General features: G+C 55.5%; 15 protein-coding genes and 1 pseudogene. 11 read left to right on the forward strand and 5 right to left on the reverse strand.

Annotated features, from left to right (window positions below):
• The first annotated feature begins 88 nt into the window (after nt 1–88).
• The 4 genes from pruA (at nt 89) to A0V43_RS16365 (ending at nt 5017) form a co-directional block, all read left to right on the forward strand.
• The gene (gene pruA, locus A0V43_RS16350; RefSeq protein ID WP_013144006.1) at nt 89–1636 is read left to right on the forward strand and encodes an L-glutamate gamma-semialdehyde dehydrogenase; all 1548 of its coding nucleotides are present in this window, start codon (nt 89–91) and stop codon (nt 1634–1636) included.
• 71 nt (nt 1637–1707) lie between these two features.
• Nucleotides 1708–2907 (forward strand): ornithine--oxo-acid transaminase, encoded by a 1200-nt coding sequence (locus A0V43_RS16355; RefSeq protein WP_063193562.1) that lies wholly within the window; start codon nt 1708–1710, stop codon nt 2905–2907.
• Nucleotides 2908–2933: 26 nt separating this feature from the next.
• The gene (locus A0V43_RS16360) at nt 2934–4172 is read left to right on the forward strand and encodes a Glu/Leu/Phe/Val family dehydrogenase (RefSeq protein WP_013144008.1); all 1239 of its coding nucleotides are present in this window, start codon (nt 2934–2936) and stop codon (nt 4170–4172) included.
• Nucleotides 4173–4408: 236 nt separating this feature from the next.
• Nucleotides 4409–5017, forward strand: a complete 609-nt coding sequence (locus tag A0V43_RS16365) for a DedA family protein (RefSeq protein ID WP_053414253.1) — start codon at nt 4409–4411, stop codon at nt 5015–5017.
• Between the two features lie 232 nt (nt 5018–5249).
• On the opposite strand, the gene A0V43_RS16370 is transcribed toward A0V43_RS16365, so the two are convergent.
• The 4 genes from A0V43_RS16370 to A0V43_RS16385 form a co-directional block, all read right to left on the reverse strand.
• Complete coding sequence (locus tag A0V43_RS16370; protein WP_063193563.1) at nt 5250–6239, reverse strand: FecCD family ABC transporter permease; 990 nt, start codon at nt 6237–6239, stop codon at nt 5250–5252.
• Nucleotides 6236–7243, reverse strand: a complete 1008-nt coding sequence (locus tag A0V43_RS16375) for a FecCD family ABC transporter permease (RefSeq protein ID WP_020754693.1) — start codon at nt 7241–7243, stop codon at nt 6236–6238. The genes A0V43_RS16370 and A0V43_RS16375 overlap by 4 nt, the downstream gene beginning before the upstream one ends.
• Nucleotides 7244–7313: 70 nt before the next feature.
• Entirely contained in the window at nt 7314–8243 is a 930-nt protein-coding gene (locus A0V43_RS16380; RefSeq protein ID WP_020754694.1) for an iron-hydroxamate ABC transporter substrate-binding protein, read from the reverse strand.
• Between the two features lie 6 nt (nt 8244–8249).
• A complete protein-coding gene (locus A0V43_RS16385; RefSeq protein WP_063193564.1) occupies nt 8250–9041 on the reverse strand; it encodes an ABC transporter ATP-binding protein in 792 nt (263 codons plus the stop codon).
• Nucleotides 9042–9068: 27 nt separating this feature from the next.
• Between A0V43_RS16385 and A0V43_RS20610 the strand changes: the two genes are divergently transcribed.
• The 6 genes and pseudogenes from A0V43_RS20610 (at nt 9069) to A0V43_RS16415 (ending at nt 15138) form a co-directional block, all read left to right on the forward strand.
• On the forward strand, nt 9069–9536 hold the full coding sequence (locus A0V43_RS20610; protein ID WP_236930847.1) for a hypothetical protein: 468 nt from the start codon (nt 9069–9071) through the stop codon (nt 9534–9536).
• 14 nt (nt 9537–9550) lie between these two features.
• A pseudogene (locus A0V43_RS16395) lies at nt 9551–11619 on the forward strand (sigma 54-interacting transcriptional regulator).
• Nucleotides 11591–12751, forward strand: a complete 1161-nt coding sequence (locus A0V43_RS16400) for an acyl-CoA dehydrogenase family protein (RefSeq protein ID WP_063193565.1) — start codon at nt 11591–11593, stop codon at nt 12749–12751. Before A0V43_RS16395 ends, A0V43_RS16400 begins: the two are co-directional and overlap by 29 nt.
• 253 nt (nt 12752–13004) lie before the next feature.
• Nucleotides 13005–13295, forward strand: coding sequence for a hypothetical protein (locus tag A0V43_RS16405; RefSeq protein ID WP_236930848.1), 291 nt, complete (start codon nt 13005–13007; stop codon nt 13293–13295).
• Nucleotides 13296–13401: 106 nt separating this feature from the next.
• A complete protein-coding gene (locus A0V43_RS16410) occupies nt 13402–13902 on the forward strand; it encodes an aldehyde dehydrogenase family protein (protein WP_236931038.1) in 501 nt (166 codons plus the stop codon).
• Nucleotides 13903–13917: 15 nt separating this feature from the next.
• Nucleotides 13918–15138 carry an iron-containing alcohol dehydrogenase gene (locus A0V43_RS16415; RefSeq protein WP_063193568.1) on the forward strand — a complete coding sequence of 407 codons (1221 nt, stop codon included), beginning with the start codon at nt 13918–13920 and terminating at the stop codon, nt 15136–15138.
• Nucleotides 15139–15188: 50 nt separating this feature from the next.
• Here A0V43_RS16415 and A0V43_RS16420 read toward each other — a convergent pair whose 3' ends face one another.
• A complete protein-coding gene (locus tag A0V43_RS16420) occupies nt 15189–15590 on the reverse strand; it encodes a DoxX family protein (protein WP_063193569.1) in 402 nt (133 codons plus the stop codon).
• 139 nt (nt 15591–15729) lie between these two features.
• Between A0V43_RS16420 and A0V43_RS16425 the strand changes: the two genes are divergently transcribed.
• Nucleotides 15730–16434: a DsbA family oxidoreductase gene (locus A0V43_RS16425; RefSeq protein ID WP_063193570.1), complete on the forward strand. Its 705-nt coding sequence runs from the start codon at nt 15730–15732 to the stop codon at nt 16432–16434.
• The last annotated feature ends 78 nt before the right edge of the window (nt 16435–16512 follow it).

Here is a 16512-nt window from a genome sequence, read left to right on the forward strand (position 1 = left end):
TGAAAAAAGCCATAATCATTTGCATAATATAACTATGAAACCGTTTTATAACGAAAAATTTTTTTGCCTTTAAAAGGAGGATGACGAAATGGTGCAGCCGTACAGACACGAACCGCTCACCGACTTTACCGTAGAAGCAAACCGTGAAGCGTTTTTAGCGGCGCTCAAAAAAGTGGAATCGGAGCTTGGGCGCGATTATCCGCTTGTGATCGGCGGCGAGCGGGTGATGACGGAAGACAAAATCATTTCGATCAATCCGGCGAACAAAACGGAAGTGGTCGGCCGGGTGGCGAAAGCGAACAAAGAGCTGGCGGAGCGGGCGATGAAAACCGCTGATGAGGCGTTTCGCACTTGGAGCCGGATGAGCCCGGAAGCGCGGGCCGATATTTTGTTCCGGGCGGCGGCGATCGTGCGCCGGCGCAAGCACGAGTTTTCCGCTTGGCTGGTGAAAGAAGCGGGCAAACCGTGGCGTGAAGCGGACGCCGATACCGCGGAAGCGATCGACTTTATGGAATATTACGGCCGGCAAATGTTGAAGTTGAAAGACGGCATTCCGGTTGAGAGCCGTCCAGGGGAAACGAACCGGTTCTTCTACATTCCGCTTGGAGTCGGGGTTGTCATTTCGCCGTGGAACTTCCCGTTTGCCATTATGGCGGGAACAACCGTTGCTTCGCTTGTGACCGGCAATACGGTGCTGTTGAAACCCGCGAGCGCGACGCCGGTCGTGGCGTATAAATTTGTGGAAGTGTTGGAAGAAGCGGGGCTTCCGGCTGGTGTGTTGAACTATATTCCGGGCAGCGGGGCTGAAGTCGGAGATTATCTCGTCGACCATCCGCGCACACGATTTATCAGCTTCACCGGATCGCGCGATGTCGGCATCCGCATTTATGAGCGGGCAGCGAAAGTGCATCCGGGGCAAATTTGGCTGAAGCGCGTCATCGCGGAAATGGGAGGCAAAGACGCCATCGTCGTCGATAAAGAAGCGGACCTCGAACTGGCGGCGCAATCGATTGTCGCATCGGCGTTTGGATTCTCGGGGCAAAAATGCTCAGCGTGCTCGCGCGCGATCGTGGTTCAAGATGTCTACGACCAAGTGCTAAACCGCGTCGTCGAGCTGACGAAGCAGCTCAACGTCGGCGATCCGGCGGAGCAAGCGACGTTTATGGGCCCGGTCATCGACCAAGGGGCGTACAACAAAATTATGGAGTACATCGAAATCGGCAAACAAGAAGGCCGTCTCATGACCGGCGGGGAAGGAGACGATTCGAAAGGGTTCTTCATCCAGCCGACCGTGTTTGCGGATGTCGACCCGAACGCGCGCATCATGCAGGAGGAAATTTTCGGACCGGTCGTGGCGTTTGCCAAAGCGCGCGACTTTGACCATGCGCTTGAGATTGCGAACAACACCGAATACGGTCTGACAGGAGCCGTCATTTCGCGCAATCGGGCGAATCTCGAAAAAGCGCGGCACGAGTTCCATGTTGGCAATTTGTACTTCAACCGCGGCTGCACAGGGGCGATTGTCGGGTATCAGCCGTTTGGCGGCTTTAACATGTCAGGCACCGACTCGAAAGCGGGCGGTCCGGACTATTTGATTCTCCATATGCAAGCGAAAACGGTGTCGGAAATGTTTTAAACCAAAAAAAGGGCGGCGGCGTCCGCCCTTTTATAGCGAAGAAACGCAGATAAGGAAAGGAGCGGTTGATGATGGCTACGAAGTCCGAACAGCTGATCGAACAAACGGAACGATATGGAGCGCGAAATTATCATCCATTGCCGATCGTCATTTCCGAAGCGGAAGGGGTATGGGTGAAAGATCCAGAGGGCAACCGTTATATGGACATGTTAAGCGCTTATTCGGCCGTCAACCAAGGACATCGACATCCGAAAATTGTGGAGGCGTTAAAGCGGCAAGCTGATCGCGTCACGCTCACATCGCGCGCCTTCCATAACGACCAGCTCGGCCCGTGGTATGAAAAAGTGTGCCTGCTGACGAAAAAAGAGATGGTGCTGCCGATGAACACCGGCGCCGAGGCGGTGGAAACGGCGCTCAAGGCGGCGCGCCGCTGGGCGTATGATGTAAAAGGCGTTCCGGACAACAAAGCGGAAATCATCGTTTGTGAAGGCAATTTCCACGGCCGGACGCTCGCCGCGGTGTCGTTGTCGTCCGAACCGGCTTATAAACGAGGTTTTGGGCCGCTTTTGCCCGGGGTGAAAATCATCCCGTACGGCGACATCGAAGCGTTGAAAGCGGCGATTACACCGAATACGGCGGCGTTTCTTGTCGAACCGATCCAAGGAGAAGCCGGCATCCGCATCCCACCGCAAGGCTTTTTAAAAGCGGCTTATGACGTGTGCAAAGAAAACAACGTGTTGTTCATTGCGGATGAAATTCAAACAGGTTTGGGACGGACTGGAAAGTTATTTGCCTGCGACTGGGAAGATGTTGTGCCTGATATGTATATTTTAGGGAAAGCCCTCGGCGGCGGGGTGTTCCCGATTTCGTGCGTCGTCGCCAACCGCGACATTTTGTCGGTGTTTGAACCCGGCTCGCACGGATCGACGTTCGGCGGCAATCCGCTCGCCTGCGCGGTGTCGATCGCGGCGCTTGAGGTGATTGAAGAAGAGCGGCTGGCGGAGCGGTCGCTTGAGCTTGGCGAATATTTTTTGGCGAAGTTAAAGCAAATCGAAAACAAAGACATCAAAGAAATCCGCGGCCGCGGCTTGTTTATCGGCGTCGAGCTGCATGTGCCGGCGCGTCCGTACTGTGAGGCGCTGAAAGAGCAAGGATTGCTTTGCAAGGAAACGCATGAGACGGTCATTCGTTTCGCACCGCCGCTCATCATTACGAAAGAGGAATTGGATTGGGCGTTTGAACGGATTGCGAATGTCTTGTCCCGTCCATAAATCGAGTCAAAGAGGCGAATGAGACGATGGAAGAAAATATGTTTCTCTCCACCCAGCGTGTGATCAAAGCGGCGCTGGCCAAACTCGGCTACGGTGAGGAGATGTATGAGCTGCTCAAAGAACCATTGCGCGTCCTTACCGTACGCATTCCCGTCCGTATGGATGACGGAACGGTGAAAGTGTTTACCGGCTACCGCGCCCAGCATAGCGATGCCGTAGGGCCGACCAAGGGAGGCATTCGTTTTCATCCGGATGTCACCGAGGAAGAAGTGAAGGCGCTGTCGATGTGGATGACGATCAAAGCCGGAATTGTCGGTTTGCCGTATGGCGGCGGCAAAGGTGGCATCGTCTGCGACCCGCGGAACATGTCGATGGGTGAGCTGGAGCGGCTCAGCCGCGGCTATGTGCGGGCGATCAGCCAGATCGTGGGGCCATCCAAAGATATCCCGGCGCCGGACGTGTTTACCAACTCGCAAATCATGGCGTGGATGATGGATGAGTATAGCCGCATCCGCGAATTTGATTCGCCTGGCTTTATCACCGGCAAGCCGCTTGTGCTCGGCGGCTCCCAAGGTCGGGAAAAAGCGACGGCGCTCGGTGTCACGATTTGCATCGAAGAAGCAGCGAAAAAAGCAGGAATTGAGTTGCAGGGGGCGCGGGTCATTATTCAAGGATTCGGCAATGCAGGCAGCTTTTTGGCCAAGTTTTTGCATGAAGCTGGAGCTCGCGTCATTGGCATTTCCGATGCGTATGGCGCGTTGTATGACCCGAACGGACTGGATATTCCGTATTTGTTGGATCGCCGCGACAGTTTTGGCACGGTGACAACGCTGTTTGAGAATGTCATCACCAATCAAGAGCTGCTGGAAAAAGAGTGTGATATTTTAGTTCCGGCCGCGGTAGCGAATCAAATTACGCGTGACAATGCCGCGAATATTCGCGCTAAAATTGTGGTCGAGGCGGCCAACGGCCCGACGACGCTGGAAGCGACCAAAATCTTGACGGAGCGGGGCGTGCTATTGGTGCCTGATGTGCTGGCGAGCGCTGGCGGGGTGACGGTTTCCTATTTTGAATGGGTGCAAAACAACCAAGGCTATTATTGGACGGAAGAGGAAGTCGTCGAGAAGTTGAAAGAGAAATTGACGAGCGCGTTTCATCGCGTCTATGAATTGGCGGAATCGCGCCGTGTGGATATGCGCATGGCGGCGTACATGATCGGGCTGCGCCAAACAGCAGAAGCAGCTCGCTATCGTGGTTGGGTATAATCATGGAAGGGTTGTTGCAAGGGGGCGCGCCGTCCATCCTCATCTGCTTGGGGGTGGGCGGCCTTTCGTTTGCGGGACGCCGATGAAGCCGGTGATATCGAAGGGAGAGCGAAAGCAAGCTGCTTTTCTTTTTTGCAAAGGATCTTTTTTTGTACTACCATATCATATACATACATTAATGAGGAAAGAGACATGCATACATACAATGAGCCGGGCGGAAGGGAGAGAATGGCGCCATGCAGGCGTGGATCACGAATGTAATGGAACAATTCGGCTATATCGGCATTTTTCTGATCATCGCGCTGGAAAACATTTTTCCACCGATTCCGTCGGAAGTCATTTTGCCGTTTGGCGGGTTTATGACGACGTACACGTCTTTGACGGTGCCCGGCGTCATTGCGGCGGCGACCGCCGGTTCGGTTGCCGGGGCATTGGTGCTGTACGGAATTGGCCGGCTGTTGTCGGTTGAACGGCTCGAGCGGATCGTCGACCGTTGGGGGAGATGGCTGCGGGTGAAGCCGGAAGACATCGCCAAGGCGAACCGGACGTTTCACCGTTATGGGGTATGGGCCGTCTTTCTTGGCCGCATGATTCCGTTGGTGCGCAGCTTGATTTCCATCCCGGCGGGCATGGCGAAGATGAATATCGGACTGTTTGTCTGGCTGTCCGTGCTCGGCACATTGATTTGGAATACGGCGCTCGTTTCGATCGGCGCAGCGCTTGGCCAGTCGTGGGGGAAAGTGTCTGAGGTGATTGGGATGTATGCCGAGGTGGTGTATGTCATCATCGGCCTGATCATCACCGTTGCCGCTATCCGCTTATGGAAAAGACGCCGGATGTCCTGATGCCGGCGCCTTTTTGGAAGGTAAGAAAGTGTTTACGATTAGGTGGAGCACTGTTTAGCTCCAAGCGCCATCGGCTCGAATCGCTCCGCCCCACACTGCGGCGGCGACATCCTCCTCGGTGGGGCTTGTGCGATCTTCGCTGATAGGGGGCGCTTTGCGCTTTTCTTACGGCCTTGGTGGTCAACTGTGATGATGAAATGACCGCTGCCGCCGTTGACCGGAAGCGGATCGGTCAGCGTTTTAGCAACAAGTAAATGAAATACGGCGCGCCGATCAAGGAGACGATGACGCCGGCCGGAAGCGGCTCGGCGAGAACGTTGCGCCCGATCGTGTCAGCCGCAAGCAGCAACCATCCGCCAATAAGCATGGAGGCCGGAATGACACGCTCATGCCGCGGGCCAACGATCAACTTGGCGATATGCGGCGCCATTAAGCCGATAAAGGAGATGCCCCCGGTTACGGAGACGGCGGTGGAAGCGACGGCGACGGCCGCTGCCATCAGCACGAGCCGCTCGCGGCGGACGTGGACGCCGACGCCAATTGAGACGGCGTCGCCCAAATGTAAAATATTGAGGCTCTTGGCTCGGTACAATGCCGCCAATGCGCCGGCCGCCAGCCACGGCAGCACGGCCCAAATAAATGGCCAATCATCCCCCCAGATGTTGCCGGCGAGCCATTTGGCAATGAAATCGACTTTTGTCCGGTCGGTGGAAGAAATAAGCACGATCATCAGCCCGGAGAGCGCCATCGACACCCCGACGCCGGTGAGTACAAATGACACAGGCTGGAGTCCTGCTGTTCTGTTATAGGAAATGGCATAAATGACGGCGGCCGTCAACAAGCCACTCACGAACGCAACAAGCGGAATGGCGTACACAAAGGTGCCGGCGTCGATCGGGAAAAATAAAAAGAATAAGGCCACGCCCGCTCCAGCCCCAGCGTTGATTCCGAGCACGCCTGGGTCGGCCAAGTCATTGCGGGTAATGCTTTGCAAAATCGCACCCGACAAAGCAAGCGCCATCCCCGCTAGCAAGGTGATCACGATGCGCGGCAAGCGAAGAGAAAACAAGATGAACTTTTCTTGCATCGAGCCGTCCCCTAACAGCGTCGGAATGATGCGGTCATACGAGAGCGGTGCTTCGCCTGTGCCCAATGCCACTGCAACCGTGGCGAGAATGAGCAAAGCGAGCCATCCTAACACTGATGTCATGCGTGTTCTCATTCCCATCCCCTCCCTTTTCTCCGCACGACGAATAGGAAAAAGGGCAGGCCGATGACCGCAATGATGGCGGCTACCGGTGTTTCAAATGGCGCGTAAATCGTGCGCGCGGCCGTGTCAGCCATGACCATGGCGCTAGCGCCGATGGCGGCGGATAGAGGGATGACAAAGCGATAATCGGCCCCGGCGATTGCCCTTACGAGGTGGGGAATCATCAGGCCGATAAAGGTAATGTTGCCGGCAATGGACACCGAGGCCCCCGTCAACAAAAACACGACGAAAAACAACCAAGCCTTGACGACGGACGTTTTCTGCCCAACCCCGACAGCCACATCTTCGCTTAGACTCAAAATGGTCAATTGGCGTGAAAACGCAACGGCGATGCCTAAACCAATAAGAACGAGCGGGATCATCACCGTCAGCTGTTTCCAGGAGACACCAGCGACTCCGCCTGACGTCCACATTGACACGTCTTTGGAAATATGGAAATAAAGCCCAATTCCTTCGGCGATGGCGAACAAAAGCGCCGAGACCGCTGAACCGGCCAAGACGATGCGAAGCGGTGAAAACCCTCCTTTGCGGGCGGCGCCGATGCCAAAGACCATCCCCGCCCCTGCAGCAGAACCGGCCAAGCAAGCGAAGGTGATGGCGATATAGCCGGCTGAAGGGAAAAAGGCAAGGGTGGCGGCCAGCGCCGCGTTCGCTCCCGCCGTGAGGCCAAGAAGCCCCGGATCAGCGAGCGGATTGCGCGTCATTCCTTGCATGATCGCTCCGGCGACGGCGAGGCCAGCGCCGACAGCTGCTGCCGCTGTCTCGCGCGGAATGCGCAATTCTCGGATGAGATCAAACGTCTTGCCCTCCTGATCGGAAAACAGGGCTTGCCATACGTCACGCCAAGTGGTGTCCGCTACGCCGATGGCCATGGAGCTGAACCAAACGGCGGCCAAGATGAGGACGGATAGCGGAAAGGTGTAGCGAAACGGCAAACGGCGCTGCATCTCTTCCATCGTCTCTCTCCTCCTTGTTGTGTATACGAAACAGACGGGACATCCATGGTTGGACGTCCCGTCGTCAAGGTCATTGACCTAAAAAGTGCTTTTTAAAGAAATCGAGCTGGTACTCGAGTGTGATCGGGTCGTTAAAGTAGAATGCTTTTGAATCCGCGACAAACATGCGGCCGTTTTTCACCGCAGGGATGTTTTTGAATGTGTTCGTTTCCATGAAAGAAGTGTCGCTGTCGCCTTCCGTGTACTTGCAGAAGATGAGATAGTCGCCGACAAATTGCGGCAGCGCTTCAAGCGAAACGGCGTAATACCCTGGTTTTAGCGCGTGCTCTTCAACCGCTTTCGGCATTTTCAGTTTCATTTCTTGATATAAAATTTCCGTGCCGCGTCCCCAGTTTTGTCCATACACGTACAGCTGTTTGCCGAAATTCTCGGCAACGGTCACCGTCGCGTTTTCGCCGATTTTCGCCCGAATTTGCTTTCCAGCTTCCTGTGCCCGTTGTTGGAAGTCTTTGATCCATTTTTTTGCTTCGTCTTCTTTATTGACGAGCTTGGCGTATTGCAAGATTAAATCGCGGTAGTTGTATTTTTCATATGTAAAGGTGATCGTCGGCGCGATTTTGTTCAATTTGTCGATATTTTTCGTTGTCGATAATCCGACAATTAAGTCCGGTTTTAATGAAATGATTTTTTCAATATCATCTTCGCTGACCGTTTCGGCATCTTTCAGCTTGTCCTGCAGAACGGGACTTGCTTTGGACCAGGCATCCGCTCCGACCACCGGCACTCCAAACGCCACGATATAAGGAGCTCCCCATAGAGCGACAATTCGTTTCGGATGGGCGGGAATTTCGACTGGGCCGTTTTCCGATTGGAAGGTGACCGTCTCCTTTTCATTTTTGGAAGATGACGCGTTGTCCTCTTTTTTTCCGTTATTGGTGTTGCCGCATGCGCTTAGCACAAGCGCGAACATCAGCAGCAGTGCAAGCCATGTTTTCCTCATGATGAATTAAGCCTCCTTGAGCAATTGATAAGTGAAGCAAATTGGTTTGTTCGTCCGCGGGTCGCGGCCGATGTCGGCGTCGATGCCAAACACGTCGCGGAGCACTTCGCGGCAGATAACGTCTTCGCTCCGCCCGGACTTGATGATGGCTCCTGCTTTCATGGCGATGATATAGTCGGCAAAGCGGGCCGCCTGGTTGATGTCATGAAGCACCATGACGATCGTCCGCCCTTCTTCTTGGTTCAGCCGTTCAAGCAGCTCGAGCACCTCAAGCTGATGGGCGATGTCCAAATACGTCGTCGGCTCGTCTAAAAAGATGATGTCGGTCTCTTGGGCGAGCGCCATGGCGATCCAGACGCGCTGCCGCTGTCCGCCCGAGAGCGCATCGACCGGCCGGTGCTTTAAGTCGGCCGTTTTGGTGACGTCAAGCGCCCAGTCAATCGCTTCATAATCCCGCTTTGTCAGCCGTCCGAATCCTTTTTGATACGGAAAGCGGCCGTACGAGACGAGTTCCCCGACGGTCAGTCCGCTTGTCGCTTCCGGCGTCTGCGGCAAAATGGCCATTTTTTTCGCCAGCTCTTTCGTCGGTTGCTGGGAAATCGCTTGGCCGTCTAAAATGACCGCGCCCGATTGCGGGGAAATGATGCGCGTCAACGTCTTGAGCAGCGTCGACTTGCCGCATCCGTTCGGCCCGATAATGGCGGTGATTTGCCGGTCGGGAATGCGGACGGACAAATGTTTGAAAATCGTCCGGTCATCGTAGCGGACGGTGAGCTCCTCGGCATACAAGCGAACCATGCGGCCACCTCCTTTTGGACTAAGAAAATGAAAATCACTATCATTAACAATCTTTATTATAACGAAATTCTTAAAAAAGACAATGAATTTTCTCATCGAAAAAACAAGTTTTATGATGGAAAAAAGAAGGAGAACAGGACGGACAAGGTATGCGGCCGCCACAGCCCCGCTGTTAAGAGAACCCCGGACTATATTTCGCAGGCCTATCGCTGCATCCCACGCTGCAACCTGACCGACATACGGCCGGTGCGGCCTCAGAAAGCCCGGCCCTTTGCCCCGCAGTTGTCCGGCGCCATGCTGTTGCGAAAACGCAACGATTCCGGCTGTCTGAATGGCAAAAACACAACACATTCTGCAGGTTTGTTGCGTTTTTGCAACAAGTCGTTGTTGTTTTGCAACGGAAGGTTTGATACGATGGAGAATGGAGATGTATTTTTTCTGAATAATACGACACTTGATTTGTTGGCACGCAGTTTGCTTTTCCAAACAAAGTGAAGGCGAGACAGGGGATGGGGATGACGATAGAAGACATCATGTGGAAAACAACCGCTGCTGTTTGGGAAAGCGATTCCCTTGAGCAGGCGGCCCGCACGTTGGCCAAGCAAGGGATGGCTGGGGCCATCGCATGCGACAGCGAAGGAGAAATGGTCGGGGTGGTGGCGGCCGAGGACGTGCTGTTTGGCCTCGCCCAGGGGCGCAAAACGGTTCGTGAGGTGATGCGGCCGCCGCAGCCGCTTCCGGCTCATGCGCGCCTTGAGGAGATCGCGTTTGGCGGCAGTCCGCTCCGCGCCGTTGTTGATGAGAGCGGCCGCCTGGCCGGTCTATTGACAAAAGAGCAGTATTTGGCGGCGCAGGCAAAGGCGTCCCGCCTTCGCTTAAAACAGCTGGAAGCCATGTTCAACGCCGCCCATAACGGCATTTTGTCGATCGATGCAAAAGGGCGCATTACCTCGATCAATCCGGCGGCGGAACGGATGGCGCGGACGACGAAGGAAGAGGCGCTCGGCCGATTGTTGACCGATATCGTCGTTCCATCCGGCCTGCTCGATGTCGTGCACACCGGTCAAGGATGTACGGAAAAGTACCGCGTCGGCAAGCGCGTCTATATTACGAACCGGTCGCCGATTATCGACGGTGGGAAGGTCGTCGGTGCTGTCGGGGTGTTTCAAGACATTTCTGAGATTGAATTTATCTCCAACGAACTTGAGACCGTCAAGCGCATCGTCAATGAGCTGCAAACGGTGATGGAGGCATCCAGCGACGGCATCGCTATCACGGACCGCAGTGGAATGATCACGCGGCGAAACAAAAAATGGGATGCGCTGTTTCTAGGAACGGAGCAAGAGCGGGTGACCGCCCCGCTTGACCGGGTCGTTCGACAGGCGCTTGATGGACGTCAGCTCTGTTCGATGCTTCATCAGGGGACGGAAACGGGAAACATTTGGATCGTTTCCGCGGTGCCGATCATCGAGGAGGACGGAGAGATCGAGCGGGTTGTCGTGTATGTCAAAGACATGACCGAGATGGAGCAGCTTCGCGCCGAACTTGAGGAGACGAAACGGCTCCTTCATACGTTAAGCCGGCAGGAAGGCGATGACCTTATTTACCGGGCGCCGGCGATGGCGCGCGTTGTCGCCATTGCCCGCCAGGCAGCGGCCGTGGATGTCACCGTGCTTTTGACCGGAGAGTCGGGCGCTGGAAAGGAAGAGCTGGCGAACTTCATCTGGAAGCAGAGCGCGCGCAGCGGCCGTCCGTTTGTGAAAGTGAACTGCGGGGCGATTCCCGAGACGCTGATGGAGTCCGAGCTGTTCGGCTATGAGCCGGGGGCGTTCACCGGAGCGGCGAAGAAAGGGAAAAAAGGCTATTTCGAGCAGGCGGATGGCGGGACGATTTTTCTCGATGAAATCAGTGAAATTCCCCTTCACTTGCAAGTAAAGCTCCTTCGCGTGTTGCAGTCGATGGAAATCATGAGGTTGGGGCGGAGGCGCCGAAGCGGATCGATGTGCGTGTCATCGCCGCGACGAACAAGCCGCTTGAGGAGCTTGTCGCCGCTGGGCGGTTTCGCGCTGATTTGTTTTACCGGCTGAACGTGATGCCGATTGCCATTCCGCCGCTGCGCGACCGGAAGGAAGACATCCCGCTGTTGGTTGACCATTACCGAAAGCGGTTTGCCAAAAAGTATCAAAAGCAGCTCGTGTTCACCGACAGGGCGCTTGCGATGATGATGGACTACCATTGGCCTGGGAACGTCCGCGAGCTCGTCAACGCCATTGAGCGCATGTTTGTGACCTCGGTTTCGCCAGTCGTTGACGAAGATCATGTGGCGAAATGGCTTCATCTTGAGCCGCCGTCGGCTGCCAATCCGGTGTCATCAGGCGAAATCATCCCGCTCAAACAAGCGGTGGCGGACGTCGAGCGCCAGCTCATCATCAAAGCGCTTCATCATGCGCGCACGTATCGGCGGGCGGCGAAGCTGTTGGGCGTCGATGCGTCAACCCTTGTGCGCAAGGCGCAAAAATATGGAATCCAATCATCGGGAGGGGAAGAGGATGGATTTTACGTTGCCAGCCGAGATTGAATTTTTAAAAGAAAACGTCCGCAAATTTGTGAAAGAAGTCGTGGAACCGGTGGCCATGGACATTGAAGAAAACGACCACATTCCAGAAGATATTATTGAAAAATCGAAAGCCATGGGGCTGTTCGGCTTAAGCATCCCAGAAGAATACGGCGGCCTTGGCTTGTCGATGGTCGGCAAATGCGCTATTTACGAGGAACTCGGCAAAACGCATAACGGCTATACGACGCTAATTGGCGCCCATACAGGCATTGGCACGGTCGGCATTGTGGAGCTCGGCACGGAAGAACAAAAGCGGCGCTACTTGCCGAAAATGGCGACAGGGGAATGGATCGGCGCCTTCGCCTTAACCGAGCCGAGCGCCGGCTCGAACGCCGCCGCGATCAAAACGACCGCCGTCCGCAAAGGCGACCGCTACATCATCAACGGCTCGAAACATTACATCACCAACGCTGTCGACGCCCACGTGTTTACGGTGATGGCCGTCACCGATCCGTCAAAAGGCCCGAAAGGCATTACCTCGTTTATCGTGGAAAAAGATTTCCCCGGCTTTATCGTCGGAAAAGTCGAGCGGAAAATGGGGCTGCGCGGATCGCATTCAGCCGAGCTGTTTTTTGACAACTTGGAAGTGCCGGTCGAAAACGTGCTCGGAAAAGAAGGCGAGGGGTATGTCAACGCCTTGAAAATTTTAGCGAACGGCCGTGCTGGTCTTGCTGCGCGCAACCTCGGCTCGTGCATCCGTCTGCTCGAGTATTGCATGGAATACGCTGAACAGCGCGAGCAGTTCGGCAAGCCGATCATCGAGCAGCAAGCGATCCAGCATATGCTGGCGGAAATGAGCATGTTGATCGAAGTGCTGCGCTCAACCGTTTACCGCGTCGCCTGGATGGTCGACCAAAAGATGCGCGTCGTCAAAGAAGCGGCCATCGCCAAACTGTTCGGCTCGGAGGTGTACAACAAAATCGCTGACATGGCCGTGCAAATCCACGGCGGCCTCGGCTACATGAAAGATTACCCGATCGAACGTTACTTCCGCGATGCCCGCATTACGAAAATTTACGAAGGCACCTCGGAAATCCAGCGCAACATCATTGCGAGCGAACTGCGGAAAGAATACGGAAAAGTGCGGGTCTGACCGAAACGCCGTCTGCTGACAGCAGGCGGTGTTTTTTCACCGTTATTGTCGGAAAATGTCATTCGCTTTTCGTTGACGAAAGGAAAAGAAGATTGCTAGAATGAGAGAAAATGAGTGACTATTCATAACGCTCCAGTCATTTGTGCAATCTTCCTCTTAGATGACGACCTACCTTTCGTAACAAGGCCTTTCTTGTAAGCCCTTACATAAATGAACTTGCCCCATGATCATCGATGGAGAAGCATCATATCCAGTGAGTTCGAGAAAAAATAGAAAAGGAGTGGTGACCGTGCGGCGGGCCGAGCCGTTGGTTACAACAGGCAGCCGCGGGCTGCAGGAAGATTCGTTCCCGTTTCGGCTTTATCAAAAGGCCAAGCGGTTGGAAGCGGCGGCCCACGATTCGATGTTCGGCCCCGATCACCATGCCGACATCATGAATTTCACCGCCCACCAACTGGCAGCGAGGATGGAAGTGTTGAAAAAAGCGCAGGAGAAACCGTTTGACGAGCTGTTTGGACTCGAAGAAAGCGAACATGTCGGGTGAGAGGGAGGCTAGGCCGAAAAACGGCTTTCTATACGTTGAACAGGCAGACGCCAACCGGCAATGATGACCGGCTGTTCGACGCCAATGGAAATCGATAGATGTCTATATTGAAGCCGGCAAGCAAGAAGGGGCGACGCTTGTCTGCGGCGGCCATGAAGTGGATGTGCCCGGCTGTGAGGGAGGCCATTTTGTCGCACCGACGATTTTCACGAATGTCACGAATGACATGACAATCGCCCAAGAAGAGATTTTCGGCCCAGTGCTGTCGGTCATCCGCTATCATGACGTGGAAGAGGCAGTGGCGATGGCCAACGACACGATCTACGGGCTGGCGGCCGGCGTCTGGACGCGCGACGTCAACAAGGCGTACGCCATCGCCGGGCGCCTGCAGGCTGGGGTCGTCTGGATCAATGATTGGCATATGCTTCGCAATGACGCGCCGTTTGGCGGCTACAAACAAAGCGGCATCGGGCGCGAGATGGGCAAATATTCGCTTGATGCTTACACGCAGCTGAAGCATGTGCACACATCAATGGTGCCGGAGCTTGAAAAGCGGAAATGGTATCAAGTGCTGTTTTCCCGCCTGCACGCTATGATGAAAAAGTAAAGGGGACGAAGGAACATGACGACGTTAGCGAACTTTTGGCTGCGCACCGCCATTTACACCGGATCGAACGCCCGCGCGCTCGTGCCGGACTTGTTCCGCGGGCTGGGTGCTAAGCGGGTGCTATTGCTTTCCGACCGAGGACTCGAGCAGGCTGGGGTCGTGGAGAAAGTGGCCGATCTGTTTCGGCTGACAACGCGCGGCGTTGGACCGGAGCTGGCCGGCATCTTTTTAGATATTCGCCAAGATGCGGAGAGCGAATGCGTCAATGAAGCGGTGCGCTATGCGCGCGAGATGGGAGCGGACGCCTTGTTGGCGGTCGGCGGCGGCAGCGTGCTCGATACGGCCAAAGGGGTGAAATACGCCCTGTTTAAAGGGTTGCGCGACATTAAAGAGGCGATTCCCGGCGGGCTGCGGTACGAGTCGTTTCCGCAAGCGCAATTCATGCCGATCCCGCACATCGCCATCCCGACGACGGCCGGCACGGGGTCGGAAGTGTCGCCGATTGCGGTCATCTATAACGAAGAGCTGCGCTTGAAAACGAACATCATCAATCCGTTTATCAATGCCGACGTCGCTGTCTTGGACCCGGATTTAACCGTCGGGCTGCCGCCGAAGGTGACGGCGTTTACCGGCATGGACGCGCTCACCCATGCCATTGAAGCGCTCGCCTCGCCGACGGCGACCGCCATGACCGATGCGTGCGCCTTGCAGGCGATCCGCCTGATCCGCGACTACTTGCCGATAGCGGTCCGCGACGGCGGAAACATCCGCGCCCGCTTGGAGATGCTGCAGGCGAGCCTGCTCGGCATCACCGCGTTCAGCTTTGCCTTAAACGCCATTCCGGTGCACAATTTCGCCCATGCGTACGGCGCAATGTTCCGCATTCCTCACGGCTTGGCGAACGCCGTCTTTTTGCCGGTCGTGATGGAAGCGATTCCGGAGTTGTACTTGCCGAAAGCGAAGCTGCTCGCTGAAGCGCTTGGCATTCACGATCACGGCCAAGGAGACGATGTGCTGTTGGCGAAGTCCATTGAACGAATCCGCCAGCTGCGCAACGACATTGGCTTGCCAAGGGATTTTGCTGACTACCCGATCACGGCGGAGCAATTTGCCGCCACCATCCCGGCGGTTGCCTCCGATCCGGCCGCAGTCAGCTTCCCGATGCCGCCGGAATTGATTCAAGCCATCGGCGAGCGCGTCGTCAAGCTGACAGTGGAAAAAGGACAAGGCAAGTAGAAACAGGTGTCCCGTTCGGTATGCGGGACACCTGTTTTCGTGCCGGCTGTTCAGCCGCGCGGCCGTCCGATGACCGCATCTAACGACCAAAGCCGGCTGCCGTTCAGCCACAAATATACGGACATCGCAAGCAAGGCGAGGTTGAATTCATAGCCCGTTTCCCGTCCGTTGCCAAGCAAACCGGCGTCGGCTTTGGCGGTGGCGATGGCTCCGATCATGATGATGGCAAACGCCGCCGCAATCGGCCGTGTGCCAAGGCCAAGCATCATCGCCCAGCCGCCGGCAAGCTCCACCATCGTCACGATGTAGGCGAGCCAGCCGGGAAGGCCCATAGCAACAAACGAATCCGTTGCCGCCTCAAGCCCCCGTTGCCATTTCACCCACCCATGGGCGAAAAAGATGAATCCGGTGACAATCCGCAATAGAAAAGCGCCTAGTTCGTGAGAATGCATCGGTTTTTGTCCTCCTTGTCCCAACAGCATGGTAGTACAATGTATGCGGGCGGGTCCGCCCCCATGCCTTTCGTTAGCCATTTGACCAGCGATGGGCTACAATGGAGGGGAAGCGCGTCAAAAGTAGAGGAGGATGGCCATGAAAATTGAAGTATGGTCCGATTTTGTCTGCCCGTTTTGCTATATCGGCAAACGTCGCTTGGAACAGGCGCTTGAGCCATTTCCGCACCGGGAAAACGTTGAAATCGTATTCCGCAGCTTTGAACTCGATCCAAACGCACCAAACGAGACCCCGTTGACGATTCACGAAATCATCGCCAACAAATACGGCATTTCAATCGAGGAAGCGAAGCGGGCTAATGCCGATATCGGCAGGCAGGCGGAAGCGGTCGGATTGACATTCCGCTTTGAGACGATGAAGCCGACGAATACGTTTGACGCCCACCGCTTGGCGCAATATGCCAAGGAAAAAGGGAAGCTGAACGACATGGTGGAACGGCTGTTTTATGCATATTTCACGGAGTCGAAGCGAATCAGCGACCGCAATGTGCTGCTTGCGATCGCCGAAGCAGTCGGGCTTGACCGGACGGAAGCGGAAGAAGTGTTGGCCAGCGGCCGCTACACACAAGAGGTGCGCCGCGATGAAGAAGAAGCGGCGGCGTTGGGCATCCGCGGTGTGCCGTTTTTTGTTTTCAACGGGAAGTATGCGATTTCCGGCGCCCAGCCGGTTGACGTGTTCCGGCGGGCGCTGGAGAAGGTATGGGAGGAAGAACAATCGCGGCCGCTGCAGCTTCTCGGTGAAGAGGGGCGGGCGTGTGGAGACGATGATTGCCGATTCAATTGAATCGATATGGAATGGTTGGGTAGAGGCGGTCTCAAAAGATCGTCTCTCTTTGAGAGATTCAATAGATAGATCGTGTCG

Origin of the sequence: Geobacillus sp. JS12 (assembly GCF_001592395.1) — a bacterium.
GTDB classification, from domain to species: domain Bacteria; phylum Bacillota; class Bacilli; order Bacillales; family Anoxybacillaceae; genus Geobacillus; species Geobacillus zalihae.

Coding starts and splice junctions, on each gene's coding strand:
- pruA (WP_013144006.1), top strand. CDS start 89: ATGGTGCAGCCGTACAGACACGAACCGCTCACCGACTTTACCGTAGAA.
- A0V43_RS16355 (WP_063193562.1), top strand. CDS start 1,708: ATGGCTACGAAGTCCGAACAGCTGATCGAACAAACGGAACGATATGGA.
- A0V43_RS16360 (WP_013144008.1), top strand. CDS start 2,934: ATGGAAGAAAATATGTTTCTCTCCACCCAGCGTGTGATCAAAGCGGCG.
- A0V43_RS16365 (WP_053414253.1), top strand. CDS start 4,409: ATGCAGGCGTGGATCACGAATGTAATGGAACAATTCGGCTATATCGGC.
- A0V43_RS16370 (WP_063193563.1), bottom strand. CDS start 6,239: ATGAGAACACGCATGACATCAGTGTTAGGATGGCTCGCTTTGCTCATT.
- A0V43_RS16375 (WP_020754693.1), bottom strand. CDS start 7,243: ATGGAAGAGATGCAGCGCCGTTTGCCGTTTCGCTACACCTTTCCGCTA.
- A0V43_RS16380 (WP_020754694.1), bottom strand. CDS start 8,243: ATGAGGAAAACATGGCTTGCACTGCTGCTGATGTTCGCGCTTGTGCTA.
- A0V43_RS16385 (WP_063193564.1), bottom strand. CDS start 9,041: ATGGTTCGCTTGTATGCCGAGGAGCTCACCGTCCGCTACGATGACCGG.
- A0V43_RS20610 (WP_236930847.1), top strand. CDS start 9,069: ATGAAAATCACTATCATTAACAATCTTTATTATAACGAAATTCTTAAA.
- A0V43_RS16400 (WP_063193565.1), top strand. CDS start 11,591: ATGGATTTTACGTTGCCAGCCGAGATTGAATTTTTAAAAGAAAACGTC.
- A0V43_RS16415 (WP_063193568.1), top strand. CDS start 13,918: ATGACGACGTTAGCGAACTTTTGGCTGCGCACCGCCATTTACACCGGA.
- A0V43_RS16420 (WP_063193569.1), bottom strand. CDS start 15,590: ATGCATTCTCACGAACTAGGCGCTTTTCTATTGCGGATTGTCACCGGA.
- A0V43_RS16425 (WP_063193570.1), top strand. CDS start 15,730: ATGAAAATTGAAGTATGGTCCGATTTTGTCTGCCCGTTTTGCTATATC.